This is a genomic window from Shewanella sedimentimangrovi (genome assembly GCF_017354965.1).
In the GTDB taxonomy this organism is placed as follows: domain Bacteria; phylum Pseudomonadota; class Gammaproteobacteria; order Enterobacterales; family Shewanellaceae; genus Shewanella; species Shewanella cyperi.
In genome coordinates, this window is record NZ_CP071502.1 from 3,995,923 (window position 1) to 4,014,091 (window position 18,169).

Below are 18,169 nucleotides of genomic sequence, written 5' to 3' on the forward strand. Positions count from 1 at the left end.
CAATGCGACCAGGACAGTCCGGCCCAACCTTGGGCACCCAAAGGCCAATGACATAGAAAAACCGGAAATTCATCATACTGTTAGCCAGTCATTGCCACAAGTTGCACCATCTTGGCCCGTCCCTTGCGCTATAGGGCCAGCAACCCGCGGGTTGCGCCACATTCAACAAGACAATCAATAACACGGAAGGACAAGCCAATGATCTACAGCGCTCCAGGTACCCCGGGTGCCATAGCCAACTTCAAGGCCCGCTATGACAACTTTATCGGCGGCAAGTGGACACCGCCGGTGGGCGGCCAGTACTTTGACAACATTTCCCCGGTGACGGGAGAGGTCTTCTGTCAGGCGGCACGCTCCGATGGCCGCGACATAGAGCTGGCGCTGGATGCGGCCCACGCCGCCAGGGAAGCCTGGGGCCAAACCTCGGTGACCGAGCGGGCCAATCTGCTGCTGAAAATCGCCGACCGGGTCGAGCAGCAGCTGGAGCGGCTGGCGGTGGCGGAAACCTGGGAAAACGGCAAGGCGGTGCGCGAGACCCTGAATGCCGACCTGCCGTTGTTTGTTGACCATTTCCGCTACTTCGCCGGCTGCATCCGCGCCCAGGAGGGCAGTGCCGCCGATTTGGACAGCAAGACGGTCAGCTACCACTTCCCCGAGCCCCTCGGCGTGGTGGGACAGATCATCCCCTGGAATTTCCCCTTGCTGATGGCGGCCTGGAAAATCGCCCCGGCACTGGCGGCCGGTAACTGCATAGTACTCAAACCCGCCGAGCAGACCCCGGTCTCCATCCTGGTGCTGATCGAGGCCATAGAAGATCTGCTGCCACCCGGGGTGCTCAACATAGTCAACGGCTTTGGCGCCGAGGCCGGCGCGGCATTGGCCACCAGCAAGCGCATCGCCAAGCTGGCCTTCACAGGTTCCACCGAGGTGGGCAATCACATACTCAAGTGCGCCGCCGAGAATCTTATCCCCTCAACCGTGGAGCTGGGCGGCAAGTCACCCAACATCTACTTTGCCGACGTGATGAACCACGAAGACAGCTATCTGGACAAGGCCGTCGAGGGGTTGCTGCTGGCCTTCTTCAACCAGGGCGAGGTCTGCACCTGTCCCAGCCGGGTGCTGGTGCAGGAGTCCATTTACGATGCCTTTATCGAAAAGGTCATTGAGCGCGCCAAAGGCATACGCCAGGGCAATCCGCTGGACACCGAAACCCAGGTGGGCGCCCAGGCCTCACTGGAGCAATTCGACAAGATCCTCAGCTACCTGGAGGTCGGCCGCAGCGAGGGCGCCCAGGTGCTGCTGGGCGGCCAAAGAGCCACCACGGCCCAGGGTGGTTACTATATCCAACCGACACTGCTCAAGGGTCACAACAAGATGCGGGTGTTCCAGGAGGAAATTTTCGGTCCCGTGGTATCCATCACCACCTTCAAGGACGAAGCCGAGGCCCTGGCGATAGCCAACGATACCCAGTACGGCCTGGGTGCCGGGGTCTGGACCCGCGACATGAACCTGGCCCAGCGCATGGGACGCGGCATTCAGGCAGGAAGGGTGTGGATCAACTGCTACCACGCCTATCCGGCCCATGCCGCATTCGGTGGCTACAAGAAGTCCGGCATCGGCCGCGAAACCCACAAGATGATGTTGGCTCACTACCAGAACACCAAAAACCTGCTGGTCAGTTACGACACCAACCCCCTTGGCTTTTTCTGACAGGCCAAGTCCCCGATTAAGACCCCGGCCCAGGCCGGGGTCTTTGCCTTCGACATATTTCGCAATACTTCAAGCCCTTCTAATGCAAGGGCGCATTTGTTAGCTTGGACAACTGAGTTTGCCAAATGCAGAGGGACCAAGATGGCACACCGGCTGGATAGCCTGTTGGCACAATGGCGCCGGGATCCGCAGGCGGAGTGGGTGCTGGCGGTGATCAATTCGGTGCAGGGCTCCGCCTATCGCAAGACGGGTGCCATGATGCTGATCCATCCCCTGGGACCCAGTCTCGGGGTGCTGAGCGGCGGCTGCCTGGAGGCCGACCTCAGGCGTCAGGCCCAAAGGGCGTTGCAGGAAGGACGGGCCATCAGACGCCGTTACGACGCAAGGGAAGAAACCGATGCCAGCTTTCAGCTGGGGTGCGGCGGCGTGGTGGACATTTTGCTGCTGCCGCTGCACAACAGCAACCAGGCTCTGGATTTCGACGCCATGAAGCAAGCCCTTGAGCGGGGGGAAAGCGGTTTCTGGTGTCTGACCCTGCCGCCCGAAGAAAACTCCTGGGTCACGGCGGATATCCAGGCCCACTTCATTGCAAAGGATCAGGTCCCCTTTCCGGCCACGGATTTTCCCCGCCCCGGTCAATTGACTCTCGATAAGCAGCTGCTGGTGGTGCCCGTGGCCCCCAGTCCCAGGCTGGCCATATTCGGTGGCGGTATGGATGCCATCCCCCTGGCCAATATGGCCAGGCAGCTGGAATGGCAGGTCACAGTGATAGACCCGCGCACCGCCTACGGCCGCAGCTGTGACTTCGGCGGTTGCCACACCCATAAATTCGACGCCGATACCCTGCCGCAATCCCTGCTCAAGGGCCTGGATCTGGCGGTGGTCATGCACCACAACCTGGCACTGGATGCCGCCGTACTGGCACGCCTCAAGGACGTCAATTTGAAATACCTGGCCCTGCTGGGTCCCAGGCACAGGGGCGAGCGGGTGTTGGCACTGGCCGGACTCAAAGAAGCCGACTTCCTCTGCCCCCTGAGCACACCCGCAGGTCTGCCCCTCGGCGGTGACCTGCCGGGAGACATAGCCCTGTCGATTGTCGCCGCCTGCCAGGCGGCACTGTCGGGCATCCGGCTGCAACGGGAGTCAGGCTCATGAAGCTGCTGCCTGTCCTGCTGGCCGCCGGTGCATCGAGCCGCTTTCAGGGAGCCAAGCTCGCGGCATCCCTGCCCAATGGCCGCACCTTGCTGCAACAGAGTTTCGCAACGCTCAAGGAGCTGAAAGGCAGCTGCGGCACCCAACTCCTGCCGGTGCATGTGTGCCTCGGTGGTCACTATCAAAGATTGCGTCCCCTGTTGCCTCGGGATACGCCCGTGATTGCCAGTGCGGATTGGCAGCTGGGGTTGGGTCACAGCATAGCCACGGTCGCGCGCTTTGCCGCAACACAGCAGGTGGATGCCCTGCTGCTGACGCTCGCCGATCAGGTGCTAATCAGCACCCGGCACTTGGAGCAGCTGTTGGCCACCTGGCAGGAGTCCGGCCATACCAGCGCCGCCTGGTACCTGCAGCAAGCGGGCGCCCCGGCGATTTTTAACCGCGCTGAATTTGCCGCCCTCGCCAATCTCAACGGCGATCGCGGCGCCAAAGCCCTGCTGAGCCAACTGCAGGGACAGAAAAAACTCGCCTGGTTGGCACTGGACAGTGCCGCCACCGACATAGACACCCGCGCCGACCTCAGGCGCCTCAGTGAGCAAGGAGAGATAAATGTCACAACTCAGGATTAATGGTCGCCTCTATACACTGGATGCCGACCCCAGGATGCCGTTGTTGTGGGCCCTGAGGGACATACTTGGTCTCACTGGCACCAAGTATGGTTGCGGTGCCGGTCTGTGCGGTGCCTGTACCGTGCACGTGGACGGCAAGCCGGCACGGGCCTGCCTCACCAGTGTCCAAAGCCTGGAGGGCAAGTCGGTCACCACCATTGAGGGGCTTCAGGATGACAAACTCAAGGACAGTTGGCGCCGGCACAAGGTGCCCCAGTGCGGTTACTGCCAAACAGGGCAGCTGATGTCGGCCTCGGCACTGCTGAGCCAGAATCCCAATCCCAGCGATGCCGAGATAGACAGCGCCATGTCGGGCAACCTTTGTCGCTGCGGCACCTATACCCGGATCCGCGACGCCATCAGGGACCACGCCAGGGAGACCAACAAATGAGCCATTTCACCGCCGTTGAAAATTTCAGCCGTCGCGATGTCCTCAAGCTGTTTGGCGCCACCGGCGGCGCCCTGGTGCTCGGCGCCTCGGGGGTCAGTTGGAGCCCCATGAGTCTGGCCAGGGGTGAGGAGCAGCGCCTGAACCTGTTTATCGCCATCGGCGAAGACAATCAGGTTTACCTCACCTGCCATCGCTCTGAAATGGGCCAGGGGATCCGCACCGGCATACCACAAATCCTGGCCGACGAACTGGAAGCAGATTGGGACAAGGTGGTAGTGATCCAGGCTTTGGGAGACAAGGCCTACGGCAGTCAGAACACAGATGGCAGCCGCAGCATTCGCAAGGGCTTCGACAAAATGCGCCAAATGGGGGCCATGGCAAGACACATGCTGGAGCAGGCCGCAGCGGCCCGCTGGCAGGTCCCCCTGTCAGAGGTCTATGCCAAGGCCCATAAAGTGCACCACAGGCCCAGCGGCAAGTCCCTGAGTTTCGGTGAGTTGGCCATGGCAGCGGCGGCGTTGCCACTGCCGGCCGAGGATAGCCTTAAACTCAAGAGCGCGGATAACTTCAGTCAGATTGGTCAGCCCCGCACCATAGTCGACATGGATGCCATACTCAGCGGCGGCGCCGGCTATGGTTTCGACACCCGCCTTGAAGGCATGCGTTACGCAGTCATTGCCAGACCTCCGGTGCTCGGCAGCAAGGTCGAAAAATTTGATGCCGGTGCTGCCCTGAAAATCCCCGGCGTATTGGAAGTGGTCGCCATGCCCGAACCCAAGGGCGCCCCGGCCTTTCAGCCCCTGGGTGGTTTGGCAGTGATCGCCACTAACAGCTGGAGTGCGCTGGAGGGCCGCAAGGCTCTGCAAATCCACTGGAGTCACAGCAGCAATCAATCCCACGACAGCGACAGTTTTCTCAAGACCCTGGTTGCACGGGTACAACAGCCCGGTAAGGTGCGCCGTGAGTTGGGGCAGCAGCCGGACAACTGGCCGACAGAGCGCAGCCTGAGCGCAGTCTACACAGTGCCTTATCTGGCCCACGCCATGATGGAACCCCCGGCAGCCACCGCCCGGGTCGATGAACAGGGCTGTGAAATCTGGGCCTGCACTCAAACGCCCCAAAGTACCCAGGGCACGGTTGCCGAACTGCTGGGAATAAGCGAAGAGCAGGTTAAGGTCCATGTCACCCTGCTGGGTGGCGGCTTTGGCCGTAAATCCAAACCCGATTTCAGTGCCGAAGCCGCCTGGCTGGCGAAGCAAACCGGCAAACCGGTGAAAGTGTTCTGGAGCCGTGAAGATGAGCTGCAACATGGCTACCTGCATGCCATCAGTGCCCAGTATTACCGGGCCTGTCTGGATGAGCAGGGCAAGGTTGCAGCCCTGCTGGCCCGCAGCGGCTTTCCATCCATCAGCAGCACCTTTACCGAGGGCGTAGAAGATCCTTCAGACAGCGAACTGCAGCTGGGTTTCACCGACGTGCCGCTGGCATTGCCGGCGCTGCGCTGCGAGTCGGTCAGGGCCGAGGCCCATACCCGCATCGGCTGGCTCAGATCCGTGTGCAATATCCAGCATGCCTTTGGCATCGGCAGCTTTGTCGACGAGCTGGCGCTGGCCTCGGGCAAATCCTGTCCGCAGATGTGGCGTGAATTGCTGGGCCAACCCAGGCAGGAAACCTTTGCCAATCAGGGGATGAAATACGGCAACTATGGCGAGGATCTCCAGCGCCATCCGGTGGACGTGGGCCGCTATCTCAAGCTTATCGACCTGGTGGAACAAGCCATGGCCCAGTCACCCGCGCAAGCCGGTGAGGGTTGGGGCTTTGCCGTGCATCGCAGCTTTGTCAGTTATGTGGCGGTTGCCATCAAGGTCAAATTGGACGGGAAAAAACTCACAGTGCTGGAAGCCATCTCCGCCATGGACGCCGGCACTGTGGTGAACCCGGACCGGGTCGCCGCCCAGCAGGAAGGGGCCGTCATCTTTGGTCTCAGCCTGGCCATGCTGGGTGAAATCGGCTTCAAGGATGGCCAGGTAGTGCAGTCCAACTTTCACGACTACCCATTACTGCGTCTGCCCCAATGCCCCGCCATCCGCACTATCTTGGTGCCGTCCGGCGCCGCCCCCGGCGGCGTGGGTGAGCCCGGTGTGCCACCTGTGGCACCGGCACTGACCAACGCCATAGTCGCCGCCGGCGGTGAGCGCTTCCGGGACCTGCCACTGAGCAAACATCTGACGCTTTAAGGCAAACGACAGCAGGCCCCGATTTCCGGGGCCTGCTTTTTTTGAGCGCGCTCAAGCGTCTGGGGTATACTGCTGCCACTTCCATCCAGCCAAAAGATCCATGTTCCATATTGCTCTGTATGAACCCGAAATCGCCCCCAATACGGGCAACATCATCCGCCTGTGTGCCAACAATGGCTGCCAGCTGCATCTGATCGAGCCTTTGGGGTTTGATTTGGAAGAGAAAAAGCTGCGCCGGGCCGGTCTGGACTATGGCGATCTCACCCGGGTCACTAGGCACAAGGACTATGCCAGTTTCCTGGAAGCCATGGCGGGAAGGCGGATTCTCGTCTGCACCACCAAGGGCAGTCGGCCCCATTCGGAGCTGGAATACCAAGCCGATGATGTCTTGCTGTTTGGTCCGGAAAGCCGCGGCCTGCCGCTGGATATCATCAATGCCACGCCGCAGGATTTGCGCTTGCGGATCCCCATGACGGCCAGCAGCCGCAGCCTGAACCTGTCCAACGCGGTCGCCATTATCAGCTACGAGGCCTGGCGCCAACTGGGTTACCCCGGCGCGGTTTAAACCAGAGCGAGCCAGGACTGTCCCCAGATATACAGTGGCGGCGCTGCCCCAAACTGCCCGCCCTGCTGGCAAACAGTGACCACTTCTACCGGAAAGCACTGCCCAGGGTGCTGGTCGAACTGCCCACAAACAGACAAGAAAAAGCCCCAAGGAAATGGGGCTAGTTGACAAAAGTGTTATGGCTGTCCTGTCTTTTCTCTATTTTATTTGTGTATTCAACAATGCATTAATTATTACCACATCTACGATAAGGTCTTCATTTTCCAAACTCCATTTCCTCCTGCAGTTACACTCTATATTTTTGAAGTTTAATCGCTTTGAAATGTATTCGACTGAATCATTATAAAAGAATGTGTCAGTAACTCTATTCGTTTCCGATACTATAATTTCATTAACCTTATCTAGAACTGCTTCGATCTGTGCAACACTTCTAATATCACCTATGTCACCGAATGCAATACTCTTAGCTTGCTGAACTACTCTCACAAATTCATTGCCATATATTTCACCAACCATCAATTCAAACTCACTGCAATTTATTGGTTGTATAAAATTACCGGCACCATCTATTTTAAAATTCAAGTCCCAAGTATATATAGCGCTTTCATCTTCAACTCTTATTCCATTATTCAATGAGACACGCATTATCAATTCTTCTGAACAAACTACCTTAGAAAAAAATACGACAAATACAAATGCAAACAAATATTTTAAATTGATTAGTTTGGAACACAATTTTCGCATAGCAGCACCCCTTGACTTCCTGTATTCATTAACTTCATTGAAGGTAAATAAACTCTAAACTCTCCCTTGTGATTACTCATGAACACTGCCATATTTCCTGCCTTGGACATAATTTGATCATCTCTCGAAAAGTAGCTTCGTTTTGGTCCAGATCCTCCATGCGAGTGAACCATATATTTCCCTTCAATACCTCGAAGACTCAAAAAGAAACCAGTTACTTTAGCGTCAGATTTTACGTAGTATACATCATTTTGTCCGCCATGACTGAATCCAACTTGACCATCACCAATTGGAATTCCAACTTGAATTGAACCATCCTTTCCGAAAATTGCACCATATTCAGTGTCAAAAAATATCGATTCTTGGTTGTATATTGAGATGAAGTCGTACGCTTCCCTTATATTTTCAATTTGTATCTGTTCACGATATTTCTCTGGAATATTAAACTCAGGATAAATATCTGTATCGGTAACCGCAGCTACGCCTTCAATATGTGTAGATTCACTGGTAACTCTTGATGCATTTGCATTAATTTTTGCATCCTTTCCCTGTCCAGTATTTCCTAGCTTCGCTGTCTCATTCAAACTCCCTATATCAGACAAGTTATCTGCGTTGCTCATGGCACTTTGAATCCCTTGATGGGCACTCGCACCATTGCCTTTGGTAATGTACATATTGCCCTGACTGTCTTTGCCGACCGTACCGACGGTTTTACCATCTTTATCAGTAATATCTTGTGTCGTTCCACTTTCGATACTGTCGGCACAATCCTGAACATTATCTGTGGTCGCACAATACCCCGTCGGATCTGTTCCCGCCAGCGGGTTGTTCATGATGTACGAATAGGGGTTGATGCTCTGGGTCGAAGTGGGGCTCTGGATCAGCGGGTCGACACTGAGGAAGCGCCCCAGGTTGTAATCGTACACCCGACCGTTCATATGAATGAGCTGCTGCTCATTCAGATGCTCATGGTCGGTAAAACCACGACGGTTTCGGTTAGTGATATCCAAATCGGCCAGCCGGGACAGATTGGTATTGCGGTTGAGTATGTCCAATCTATGACTATTGCCAACGTCTGCTGTTCGTCCAAAGGGGTCGAAGTAACGGTGACTGATTGGGTTACCGTTTTGATCCGCCATGGTGGTGGCGCTGCCGAGCCTGTCCCTTAAGGTAAAGTGCAACAAGTGCTGACGCTGCGGTGTGTAGCTCAATACCGCTATGTCATCGAGGTAGGCCCGCCAACTGCCGTCACTGTCGGCCTCATAATACTTGTCGACATAGTAGGTCGAGGTGGTGGTGCCTGATATCGTACGGCTCTGTTTGGCACGCATACCGTCACTGCCATAGACAAAGCTGGTGTTGGCCGATGCAGCTCCCCCTCGGCCACCAACAATGTTAAGTGGCTTGTCGAGTGCATCATAGGTCATGGTTAAACCGTCACCGGTCAACATATTGCCACGCTTGTCATAGGTGAATTTCACCGCAGTATTATTGAGTTTCTCTATCTGACACACTGCATTGGGGCCGGCATTACTGCCGGCAGCACACACGGCCGCGCCGCCATATTGATAGGCGTTAGTCTTGTTCAAGCTGAAGTCGGTCTTTTTCAGCAGGTTCCCCACCTTGTCATAGGCATAGTCAATATCGGCATGATCCTGTGCATTGGTCCAGAAACTATAGTGCTGCAAACGATTGAGGTTATCATAGTCATAACGTCGTTCCAGTCCGGTAATGGCATCCCGCTCCGACCGCAAGTTCATAAAGCCATCGTAGGCATCGTAATAGTGGCCATGGATCTGTCCCATGGGGCCGAAGGCTTCAGCAAGCCGCATATTGCCCTCACTGCTGTAACCACGGGCTTCGGTGATGATACCGTTACCCAGCTCGGCACCCGTGATATGACCTGTGGCATCCATGGCGCTGATTTGACGATACACATAACCCGAGGCCGCGTTACTGACCGTCTCCAGATAACCGAAATCGTTGTAACCATATTTGAGCGTCAGGCCATTGGGGTATTCCAGTCCCTTGGGGCGGCCGTAGAAACCGTCGTACTGGTGTTTCACTGTGCGGGTGACACCATCGACAGTCACCGAAGTTTGGCTGAGCTGCAAGGCTGCTGTATAGCCATAGGTGCGGGTCACGCCGTTTTCGCTTTCACTGGAAAGCAAACCCTTCTTCAGAGTGTCCCAGGTATAGCTGGCGGTGCCCGGGGCGTTACCACCCGAGGTTACCTTTTGTGTCACCCGACCGAGCACATCCAGACTATAACTTTGCACCACGCCATTGGCATCGGTTTGCTTGTCCAGTTCCCCCAGGCTGTTGTAGCCGAAAGTGGTAATGCCCTGGTTGGGATCGTTCACCTGTGTTTTAAAACCAAAGCCGTTATAGCTGGCAGCGATTTTACTCTTGGAGCCGAGATTATTGGCGCCCTGGATGACCAGGGCCCGCCCGGCAGCATCATAGGCAAAGCGATTTGTGCCACCATCGGCATCCACTGTTTCATATAACCAACCCAGGGAGCCATAGGTGCGTGACATGCTGCGACCACCCACTGTGATCTTGGTGGTCAGGCCCTCATAAACATAGTCGGATCTCAGGCCGCTACCACCGTTGGGCAGCATGCGGAACTGTGGACGGTCAAGGGCATCGAAGTCACCAAATTCGGTGCTGTTATAAAAGTTATGGCTGTCCTGTCTTTTGGTCTTCTGCGCATTGGTCCAGAGCTATGCCTGTCCACCCTCTTTTTTAATTCACTCCGACCCCTTTATTGACCCCACTCCGACCCCTTTATTGACCCCTTTATTCCCACACAAAAACGCCCTTCTGACACAGCGATTAATCACGTGGTAGAAGGGCGTACTTTCAGCATCAATCAGCTGGCGACGGGCTGTGGTCATGACAGGCCTCGACAAGTTTCAAAGAATTACTTCAAAGCCTAGTCAAGGGGCTGCAGAACATCAAAAAGATATGGCTGTCCTGTCTTTAGTCTTTTTATCCTAGTTTCAAAGAATTACTTCAAAGCCTAGTCAAGGGGCTACAGAACATCAAAAAGTTATGGCTGTCCTGTCTTTTACTGTCCTGTCTTTATATTTAGGGGCTACAGAACATCAAAAAGTTATGGCTGTCCTGTCTTTTACTACCGCTAACGACTGCCCAGGCTGCTGGTCGAACTGCCCGGTTTCAGGCAAGAAAAAGCCCCAAGAAAATGGGGCTTATTGACAAAAAGAGTTATGCCTGTCCGATCTATTATCGGCTCGAATGTATTCCTACTGACCACTTTTCTTAGAACTTGAAAGCAGCCATATCCCGCTTAAACTGATCCCAATCCCCTTTTCTAAAAGCAGATATAGCCTTTTGGGCATCGTCTCCGTCATGAAATCCAGTGAGACATACCCCTAAATTGAAAAGCACTATATATCCGTAAAACTCATGCGGATCACCATCAATACGGCATAGCTCTTTTAAAACATCGCCCTGCCAATCTAATGAAATATCATTGACCTGAAGCATACCCGATTCTTTAGGTAGAAAAGTACCTTCTCTAACTTTTTTACTAACTGCATCAAACCTAACAATGAATCCATTATAATGATATTCCAGCTCATTTTCATTATTAGTACGAGTACAGATTGGTTTACCCAACGAGTTAAAAACTTCTGCTTCTGACATACCAAACTTTATTGGGCCAAAAGAAATATATGTAACAACTTTCATTTCTATCATCCTACTTGTTTAGCATGCCCTGAGATCTAGCATAATCCAGCATTTCACCAATAGCTTGATTATATTTAGTCCGACTTCCAGAACCTTCAAGAGCTGCTCTGCGAACATCATATACCTCTCGCGCCATAGCTCCCCTCATATTGCCTGACTTTATCATTTCAGCAACTTCAGCTCTGTAGATAGCACCTGCACGGCCATTGGCACCATTGCTACTAGTGAGACGATGATCATGTGGATCCATTTGGATTGCGGGGCCATCGTTTGGTGCAGTTCCAGGATTGGATTGCCTCGCTGGCATATGGTGTGAATCTAAACCATCACCAGAAGGCTTTGTCATATCCCTATGTGCCCCACCTCTAAACTTCGGAGTATCTCCCACTACATCAGGGGCTCGGGAAAGCTTCAGCTTACGCTCTACATACCTCTCAACTGCCAGCCCCCCTCCAGCAATTACCGCGCCTGTTACCGAACCTGTCTCATTATACTCGTCGATCGCAGCTTCAACACCCTCTATGCCAGATTTGATGCTGTCAACAGCCTGTCCTACTGGCGTCATCGACAATGCCGCCGACATGTCCCTCTTGTTTGATTGTTCAGCAAACCCCTTAGTGAAATTACTGTCATTCCCGTAACTTGGTTTACTGGCGACCGACGAAAGGTTACCTATGCTGCTGGCACTAAATGATCCCTGAACATTCTTGCCGCCAATACTGTTCACCTGGAAGGAACCATTGTTGGTATTAATGATCGCATTGCCATCTTTGGTCACTTGAATACTAGTCACATCCTTGACGTCAATCGAACTCAGGTCACAGTTAGTATCATCCGAGCATTGTGCCGCATACCCCGTCGGATCTGTTCCCGCCAGCGGGTTGTTCATGATGTACGAATAGGGGTTGATGCTCTGCGTACTGGTCGGGCTCTGAATAAGCGGATCCACACTCATGAACCTGCCGAGGTTGTAATCGTACACCCGACCGTTCATATGAATTAATCGGAATGGATAGTTGAGCTAAATGTTAAAGAACGTTTTGATTGCAGCTTCTTAACCACAACAGCCAAGCAAGGGAAGCCAGTGTTTTATTTACTTGGAGGGAGGCTTGGGCAATTTTTTGTTGTTCAACAGATTATGACAAATCACCCAGAAATTCACCTTCTTTACCTTTGAAGGTCTGTCGGGTAATGGATAGGCGCTTTCCACGTGAAAGCGCATTTTACCTCGTTCTTTCCACACCCGAAAAACGACCTGATAGAATATCTCATTGCCATCATCGTCTTCCAATTTACAGGTGCAATAACGACTGTAGCCGCCGTGATAACAGAACTGCTCAGGTAAGGTCTCAAGGATGTGGGGCAAATGAAAGGACAAGGCATATCTGGTAGGGCAGAATGCTCTGGGGTCTTCCGGCTTGTATGGGTAAATCTGCGGGCCGTAAGGATCTTTGGATTTATCAGAGTCGACGGTAAAAACGTGGTGCGACAACGTGATATAAAGGGTGTATTGCTCATTCTTTTGCGGATGAACATAGGTGTGTTTTCTGGCAACCAAGTGCTCAAAGTGAATTTCTGTTCCGAGATAATCGAACGGCTTCCAAAACTGGAATTCACTGTCGGCGAGATTAAAGAGGCGTTTTGAGCTCATTTATTCTGATAATTGTGTAGGGCCAGAAATAACAAAGGCTCCAACGAGGGAGCCTTCGCCAAGTCAGACTTGGATTCAGAACGTCATTACCGGCCACTGCCTCGACCCTTGCGGGTTACGTGGTGTCATGCTTGCGCATGTCTGCTGCACCATGGCTATAGTTTCGCCCTTTTTGACGGGGCTGTCAATCCTGAACCTGGGCTGCCGGGTGCGTCCGGTTATACACCTCCCGCAATTTGACCATGCTTACATGCACATAGACCTGTGTCGTAGATAGGTCTGCATGCCCTAGGAACTCCTGGACATAGCGAATATCGGCACCGTGGTCCACCATGTGTGTTGCTGCTGCATGGCGGTACTGGTTGCACGCGCCTGACTTTCGCACATCGGCCAATTTAATGTATTTGGCCACCAGTTCAGACAGTTGAGCAGCCCGAAATGGCTTACCATTGTTCGCCAGGAATAAGGCTTTGCCGGAATGCGCATTGGCCAGCATGGGCCTGACTTCTTTTAGGTAACGATAAATCCAAACGCAAGTGTCTTTGGCAATGGGCACATACCTGTCCTTAAAGCCTTTTCCCTGGTTGACTCTGAGCTGGCATAGCTCAAAGTCAACATCGTCCAACGCCAATCTGCCAAGCTCAAATCGCCGAATACCGGAAGCATAATAAGTCGTCATAATGGCCGTGTCCCTTACCCCCTTGAGACCATAATGCTCGGCCTGCTGTAGCACCTTCTTGACCTCCTGTTCACTCAGAACCGGCTTGGGTAGGCGCCTGCCATTCTTTGGCAGTTCAAAGTGCTCGGTGCTGTTCACAGGCAGCACTTCCTTGATAAATAGCGTTCTCATGAACACCTTCACCGCTGTCAATCGGTAACGTATGGTGGCACGGCATAAAGGCCCTCCCTGGCGTACTTTGCGATACTGATTAAGGTACTGCTGGTAGCTATCCAGTACATCCATATCAACCTGAGTTGCATTCACGATACCGTAGCCCTTGGCCCACTGTAAAAAGAGCGACAATGAGGCCTCCTTGCTGACCGCGGTGTTTTCGCTCTGGCCTTTGGCACGGCAAACATCCAGGTAGTACTGTATGCAGTTCGACAAGGTTAGCGAGTTAGGTTTAGTGAGCCACATAGCGCCTCCCCCATATCATGATATGAAACCTGACAGCACGGGTATAAATACCGTGCCTGTACCATTGAATGATCCGCGGTGCCGGTCTGCTGGGACAAATGAGTTTTATCCCACAGGCGGCAACTATGTTGTCGCCCTCAAGCAGCGGCTCCACAATGCAACCCCGGAAAATCTCATGGCCATTGACCTTGGTTAATCCCAAGCGCCTCAATGCACCACGACATCCGGCACCATCGGCATGTTCCGATGTGGGCACATAGCGATTCAGGGTGCGGTCACAATAACCAATCCAATGCGCTTCTATGCAGCCCATGCTTATCCCTCGCCGCGCCAGCTTTTGGCAGACGCCGGGATTTGCCAGCAAACGCTGATGGTAAATATCGAAGAGCTGTTTGAGGTAGATGTCATCCACATCAGGGGAGGCCAATATCTGCTCAAAGGCGTCAATATGAAGGTTTGTGTCCATCATGTGTCCTCCTTAACCGCTCTGTACAGCTTACGCATGGATTCACCGTGCAGCTCCAGGCGATGGGCGCGATGAATGATGCGATCCATGATGGCATCGGCAAGGGTGGGCTCACCTATGTATTCATGCCATTGGCTGACCGGCAATTGGGACGTTACCAATAAGGAACTGATACCACATCTGTCATCAATCAGCTCCAACAACTCATATAAACTACCAGTGGTCAGAGGCACCATTGCCCAATCGTCAAGCACCAAAAGTTTGGCTTTGGCAAGTTGGCTACGAAGCTTAGGTAACGAACCATCCCTCCTGGCAATATCCAACTCTTCGACCAGCTGAGAAAAACGTTTGTACAACACACTGTAGCCCTTGCGAACTGCTTGGCAGGCAAAAGCGCAGGCAAGCCACGTCTTGCCGACACCAGTTGGCCCACTGATCAACATAAATTGATGTCTCTCAATCCATTCACAATTGGCCAAGGTGGAAAGATAACTCCTGTCCAAACCACGGTTGGCCTTATAGTCAATGTCCTCCATACAGGCGCTGCCATGTTTTAGCCTGGCATCTCTCATCATTCGATCTTGCTTGCGCTGAGTACGCTCCTGTTGTTCCGCCTCAATCAATTGTGCCAAACGGACTTCAAATGAGAGAGAAGTGGCATCAGGATTATCAAGTTGTTGCTGAAATGCCTTGGCCATTCCAGGCAGTTTCAGCTCACTCAATCCAGCCAATGTTTGTTGTTGCAACATGTCATTGACCTCCCTGGTAATAGCCTGCACCCCGCAGATTGGGATGGTGTAACGGAAGCTGCGACTGTACCGGCCGGGTCTCTTTTAATTTCTGATCCAGCTTGCACTGCAAAATAGAACGGACACTTTTAACTGTCTTTGAATGAATCTCTATCGCGCATCGACAGGCCAATTCAAAACGCTCATGCCCATACAGTTTTGCCAATGCCTGAAGCTGAGAACAGGCTCGATAGGCTGAAGTACTGTGTTCCGGTTTTCCGGCGAACTGGGCACTAATCAGCAGTCCTGCACATTCACCAATCTTGACTGCCCAATGCCTGAATTGCTCAGCACTTTGCTGGGCATAAGCACGATGAGATTCTGGTCGATGAATATCCAGAGTCGTATGGCCGCCAATTTGCTCTTGTCGAATGTGAGTGGCAATGCGCTTATTGTTGTGCAGTATTTCTACCGCAGAGCGGGTAACCCTGGCCTCCACTTTTTCTCCGACATACTGGTATGGCACTGAGTAAGCGTGTTGGTACACATATATATGGTAGTCGGAAGGGACTTTCTGGCTTGCGACCCAGCGGGCGATCTCAAAGGGCTTTACAGGAAGTGGCTTTAGTTGTGGTTTATCCATTTCCTCAAAACGTTGTTGTCGACAGCCAGGAAGGCGCTTGAATGGTCGCAAGTTCAACTGCTGCAAAAGTTCAGTGATAGCCTGATTGATCTCCTCAACACTGAAAAACTGTCGACGCCGCAAAATCACAGTCACCCAGCGGGTAAACAGTAGTACTCCTATTTCGGCTAAAGGCTTATCTTTTGGCCGTCTTACTCTGGCTGGTTCAACAAAGCATCCGTAGTAACGGCAAAGTTCAAGATATGAACGATTCACCAAGGGTTCTACACCTGGCTTCGTGACCGCAGATTTTAGATTGTCCGGTACAATAATCTGAGGCACACCATTGAAAAAACTGAACATACGGTTATGTGCTTCCAGAAAATCTTCCAGTTTTTGGCTTTTACAAGCACAGCCGAAGGTATATTGGGAACAGCCAAGTACACCAATAAAGATCTGTGCCTGGTGCTCTTTGCCGGTCGCAATATCAATCCAAGGAATCGTGCGTCCAGCGTAGTCCACATACACTTTCTCGCCTGCGTGATGCGTTTGGCGCATGGCCAGATCGATATGGGCAACAAACTGCCGATAGTAGTAAGTGTACTGAGAAAAACAGTAAGCCGTGTCCGGCTCCAGTCTTCGATACTCCTCCCACAGTTGCATCAAGGTTTGATGCTTTTGCTGCATCAATTTATGCACATAAGCCCAATCCGGTAGACGCTTGTTGGGACTGATGGTGCGGCATTTATTGAAGGTTTGATCCAGCACATCATTAGGCATCACATCTATTGCCTGCCAATCCAGCAGACTACTTTTCAATAACCTGCGATACCTGCGTACAGTATTGGGGGCCACCTTAACCATTCTGGCTATGTGATGGTTGGAATAACGGGTATTCAACAGCAGTCTGAGAACTTCCCGAATAAGTTCTATGGTCATCATAGTTCCACCTGTTTTCAAGCAATACGCCACATCTCCTCCGGTCTGGAGGTGGCGCAGGTGTTAACGAGGAGGCAGGCACTGTCGTAGCGGGCACTCAAAAAACTGTACCGGCTTGACAAGCATATGATGGGCAACAATACTTAGGCTTAAGTCTGGATCCTGCAAGATTGGACTTAAACACTAAGGCCTCGGATAACGTATTCGGGGCTTTATTGTTTCCACAGCCTCGGACTTATCACATCATTTTCTATATTTTCATGCTCCTTCCTCCTGTCTGGCTGTATCAAGAATGGGTTGCAGACGTTGTTTGGCCAACCACAATGCCACATCTTTGGTGAGCGCAAACTTGCCACGCCGATTTTCAATGGTAAACACGGGTACTGGCACCGATTTGCGACTGACTGCCTGACGGAATGCATCACCGCTGCCATACCCAAGTGACTTATACAATGCCTTGCCGTATATCATCGGGCCGTAGAGATCCAACAAATCCTGTTTCAGTTCTGCTGCCAATTGCTCAATAGGCTCTGAATCAAACGAGTCGACCATGATCATTCCGCTCTATTACGCTCATACATAACACTGTAGTCGACTCTGAAGGCAACGTTACCAAACGAATACGGATAAATTGCCTGGGTTTCGATCCGCACTATGCTTACTAATAATCGTGTTCAAGCGTGACTGAGACCGGTTTTGTTTCATTCAACGCATTTGCACAGACAACTTGCGAAATTTATGGCCAGACCTAGGCGCGATCCCATTGAGGCGCTGCAAAGCAGTCTCTATTGCCGTCTCATATCCATAAGACTGAACATTCCCCTGTCCGGCCCGGAGTTTTCGTATTTTTTCGAAGCTACCAGAAGGAGCAGCAGTAAGTGGCAGCGCATTATTGAAGGCAGCAAGACCCCCTCACTGGGAAGTCGTAATCAGATTGCAGCAAGGATACTGAAACTGCCGCAAGGCGAGATGTTTTGCCAAGAGCTCCGGGATTTTTGGGATTCGCCATTATGGCAAGCTATGGCTAGTAAGCCGCCATCGGGCAATGATTGGTCGACCTTCTACAAACGACTGCCACTGGCATTACAACGTCATGTATTTACGACTAAAGCTTCCACCGCCAACCCTTTCGAAAGACGCTTTCCTCGAAAGGCTGAAGTTAAAGCAGTAGAAAAGCAATGTGAAATGAGTACTTTGGCGTTTATTATGGCACTAATCAGAGAAGTCACCTTCCCTAGGCCCAGTGAATATGGTCTTGCATTAGAACTATCATTGTGCCGGATGCTGCTTGCATTTTTCAGCATGAACCCTTCCATTCTTGCTGGCTGAAAATATGGCATTATGCCCAACAACACATTATCTGCGCCGATAGATCATTGGCCCGTCTATTTCACAAAACAATCTGGGAAGTGTCCGATGAAATCATAAAACACGAGGTCAG

At 52.5% G+C, this 18,169-nt stretch carries 17 protein-coding genes and 1 pseudogene; 7 read left to right on the forward strand and 11 right to left on the reverse strand.

Going from position 1 to position 18,169, the window contains the following annotated elements:
* Positions 1–198 precede the first annotated feature (198 nt).
* The 6 genes from exaC (at position 199) to trmL (ending at position 6,723) form a co-directional block, all read left to right on the forward strand.
* Entirely contained in the window at positions 199–1,710 is a 1,512-nt protein-coding gene (gene exaC, locus JYB85_RS17850; RefSeq protein ID WP_207380363.1) for an acetaldehyde dehydrogenase ExaC, read from the forward strand.
* Between the two features lie 141 nt (positions 1,711–1,851).
* Positions 1,852–2,865: an XdhC family protein gene (locus JYB85_RS17855; protein WP_207380364.1), complete on the forward strand. Its 1,014-nt coding sequence runs from the start codon at positions 1,852–1,854 to the stop codon at positions 2,863–2,865.
* The gene (locus tag JYB85_RS17860; protein WP_207380365.1) at positions 2,862–3,491 is read left to right on the forward strand and encodes a nucleotidyltransferase family protein; all 630 of its coding nucleotides are present in this window, start codon (positions 2,862–2,864) and stop codon (positions 3,489–3,491) included. The genes JYB85_RS17855 and JYB85_RS17860 overlap by 4 nt, the downstream gene beginning before the upstream one ends.
* Complete coding sequence (locus JYB85_RS17865) at positions 3,472–3,921, forward strand: (2Fe-2S)-binding protein (RefSeq protein WP_207380366.1); 450 nt, start codon at positions 3,472–3,474, stop codon at positions 3,919–3,921. The genes JYB85_RS17860 and JYB85_RS17865 overlap by 20 nt, the downstream gene beginning before the upstream one ends.
* Positions 3,918–6,158 carry a xanthine dehydrogenase family protein molybdopterin-binding subunit gene (locus JYB85_RS17870; RefSeq protein ID WP_207380367.1) on the forward strand — a complete coding sequence of 747 codons (2,241 nt, stop codon included), beginning with the start codon at positions 3,918–3,920 and terminating at the stop codon, positions 6,156–6,158. Before JYB85_RS17865 ends, JYB85_RS17870 begins: the two co-directional genes overlap by 4 nt.
* A gap of 100 nt (positions 6,159–6,258) precedes the next feature.
* Positions 6,259–6,723 (forward strand): tRNA (uridine(34)/cytosine(34)/5-carboxymethylaminomethyluridine(34)-2'-O)-methyltransferase TrmL, encoded by a 465-nt coding sequence (gene trmL / locus JYB85_RS17875; RefSeq protein WP_207380368.1) that lies wholly within the window; start codon positions 6,259–6,261, stop codon positions 6,721–6,723.
* 198 nt (positions 6,724–6,921) lie between these two features.
* On the opposite strand, the gene JYB85_RS17880 is transcribed toward trmL, so the two are convergent.
* The 11 genes and pseudogenes from JYB85_RS17880 to JYB85_RS17925 form a co-directional block, all read right to left on the reverse strand.
* Entirely contained in the window at positions 6,922–7,368 is a 447-nt protein-coding gene (locus JYB85_RS17880) for a hypothetical protein (protein WP_207380369.1), read from the reverse strand.
* Between the two features lie 74 nt (positions 7,369–7,442).
* Complete coding sequence (locus JYB85_RS17885) at positions 7,443–10,091, reverse strand: RHS repeat domain-containing protein (RefSeq protein ID WP_207380370.1); 2,649 nt, start codon at positions 10,089–10,091, stop codon at positions 7,443–7,445.
* Between the two features lie 183 nt (positions 10,092–10,274).
* Positions 10,275–10,367: pseudogene (locus JYB85_RS19080) on the reverse strand (transposase); the annotation flags it as partial.
* A gap of 385 nt (positions 10,368–10,752) precedes the next feature.
* Positions 10,753–11,184: a hypothetical protein gene (locus JYB85_RS17890; protein ID WP_207380371.1), complete on the reverse strand. Its 432-nt coding sequence runs from the start codon at positions 11,182–11,184 to the stop codon at positions 10,753–10,755.
* Between the two features lie 10 nt (positions 11,185–11,194).
* Positions 11,195–12,139, reverse strand: a complete 945-nt coding sequence (locus tag JYB85_RS17895) for a hypothetical protein (protein ID WP_407695868.1) — start codon at positions 12,137–12,139, stop codon at positions 11,195–11,197.
* A 138-nt stretch (positions 12,140–12,277) separates the two neighbouring features.
* Positions 12,278–12,835 (reverse strand): heat-shock protein, encoded by a 558-nt coding sequence (locus JYB85_RS19015; protein ID WP_228730145.1) that lies wholly within the window; start codon positions 12,833–12,835, stop codon positions 12,278–12,280.
* Between the two features lie 184 nt (positions 12,836–13,019).
* Positions 13,020–13,973, reverse strand: coding sequence for a tyrosine-type recombinase/integrase (locus JYB85_RS17905; RefSeq protein WP_207380373.1), 954 nt, complete (start codon positions 13,971–13,973; stop codon positions 13,020–13,022).
* A complete protein-coding gene (locus tag JYB85_RS17910; protein ID WP_207380374.1) occupies positions 13,960–14,439 on the reverse strand; it encodes a hypothetical protein in 480 nt (159 codons plus the stop codon). Before JYB85_RS17910 ends, JYB85_RS17905 begins: the two co-directional genes overlap by 14 nt.
* Positions 14,439–15,188: an IS21-like element helper ATPase IstB gene (gene istB / locus JYB85_RS17915; RefSeq protein WP_207380375.1), complete on the reverse strand. Its 750-nt coding sequence runs from the start codon at positions 15,186–15,188 to the stop codon at positions 14,439–14,441. The genes JYB85_RS17910 and istB overlap by 1 nt, the downstream gene beginning before the upstream one ends.
* Before the next feature lies 1 nt (position 15,189).
* A complete protein-coding gene (gene istA, locus JYB85_RS17920) occupies positions 15,190–16,731 on the reverse strand; it encodes an IS21 family transposase (protein ID WP_228730146.1) in 1,542 nt (513 codons plus the stop codon).
* 255 nt (positions 16,732–16,986) lie between these two features.
* Positions 16,987–17,286, reverse strand: coding sequence for a hypothetical protein (locus JYB85_RS17925; RefSeq protein WP_228730147.1), 300 nt, complete (start codon positions 17,284–17,286; stop codon positions 16,987–16,989).
* A gap of 138 nt (positions 17,287–17,424) precedes the next feature.
* Between JYB85_RS17925 and JYB85_RS17930 the strand changes: the two genes are divergently transcribed.
* Positions 17,425–18,057 carry a hypothetical protein gene (locus tag JYB85_RS17930; protein WP_207380376.1) on the forward strand — a complete coding sequence of 211 codons (633 nt, stop codon included), beginning with the start codon at positions 17,425–17,427 and terminating at the stop codon, positions 18,055–18,057.
* The last annotated feature ends 112 nt before the right edge of the window (positions 18,058–18,169 follow it).

Bases quoted from the DNA above. Each gene is read 5' to 3' on its own strand.
- JYB85_RS17880 (WP_207380369.1), bottom strand. From the start codon at position 7,368: ATGCGTGTCTCATTGAATAATGGAATAAGAGTTGAAGATGAAAGCGCT.
- JYB85_RS17860 (WP_207380365.1), top strand. From the start codon at position 2,862: ATGAAGCTGCTGCCTGTCCTGCTGGCCGCCGGTGCATCGAGCCGCTTT.
- JYB85_RS17905 (WP_207380373.1), bottom strand. From the start codon at position 13,973: ATGTGGCTCACTAAACCTAACTCGCTAACCTTGTCGAACTGCATACAG.
- JYB85_RS17885 (WP_207380370.1), bottom strand. From the start codon at position 10,091: ATGCTGCCCAACGGTGGTAGCGGCCTGAGATCCGACTATGTTTATGAG.
- istB (WP_207380375.1), bottom strand. From the start codon at position 15,188: ATGTTGCAACAACAAACATTGGCTGGATTGAGTGAGCTGAAACTGCCT.
- JYB85_RS19015 (WP_228730145.1), bottom strand. From the start codon at position 12,835: ATGAGCTCAAAACGCCTCTTTAATCTCGCCGACAGTGAATTCCAGTTT.
- exaC (WP_207380363.1), top strand. From the start codon at position 199: ATGATCTACAGCGCTCCAGGTACCCCGGGTGCCATAGCCAACTTCAAG.
- trmL (WP_207380368.1), top strand. From the start codon at position 6,259: ATGTTCCATATTGCTCTGTATGAACCCGAAATCGCCCCCAATACGGGC.
- JYB85_RS17855 (WP_207380364.1), top strand. From the start codon at position 1,852: ATGGCACACCGGCTGGATAGCCTGTTGGCACAATGGCGCCGGGATCCG.
- JYB85_RS17910 (WP_207380374.1), bottom strand. From the start codon at position 14,439: ATGGACACAAACCTTCATATTGACGCCTTTGAGCAGATATTGGCCTCC.
- JYB85_RS17895 (WP_407695868.1), bottom strand. From the start codon at position 12,139: ATGAGTGTGGATCCGCTTATTCAGAGCCCGACCAGTACGCAGAGCATC.
- istA (WP_228730146.1), bottom strand. From the start codon at position 16,731: ATGATGACCATAGAACTTATTCGGGAAGTTCTCAGACTGCTGTTGAAT.
- JYB85_RS17925 (WP_228730147.1), bottom strand. From the start codon at position 17,286: ATGATCATGGTCGACTCGTTTGATTCAGAGCCTATTGAGCAATTGGCA.
- JYB85_RS17890 (WP_207380371.1), bottom strand. From the start codon at position 11,184: ATGAAAGTTGTTACATATATTTCTTTTGGCCCAATAAAGTTTGGTATG.
- JYB85_RS17870 (WP_207380367.1), top strand. From the start codon at position 3,918: ATGAGCCATTTCACCGCCGTTGAAAATTTCAGCCGTCGCGATGTCCTC.
- JYB85_RS17865 (WP_207380366.1), top strand. From the start codon at position 3,472: ATGTCACAACTCAGGATTAATGGTCGCCTCTATACACTGGATGCCGAC.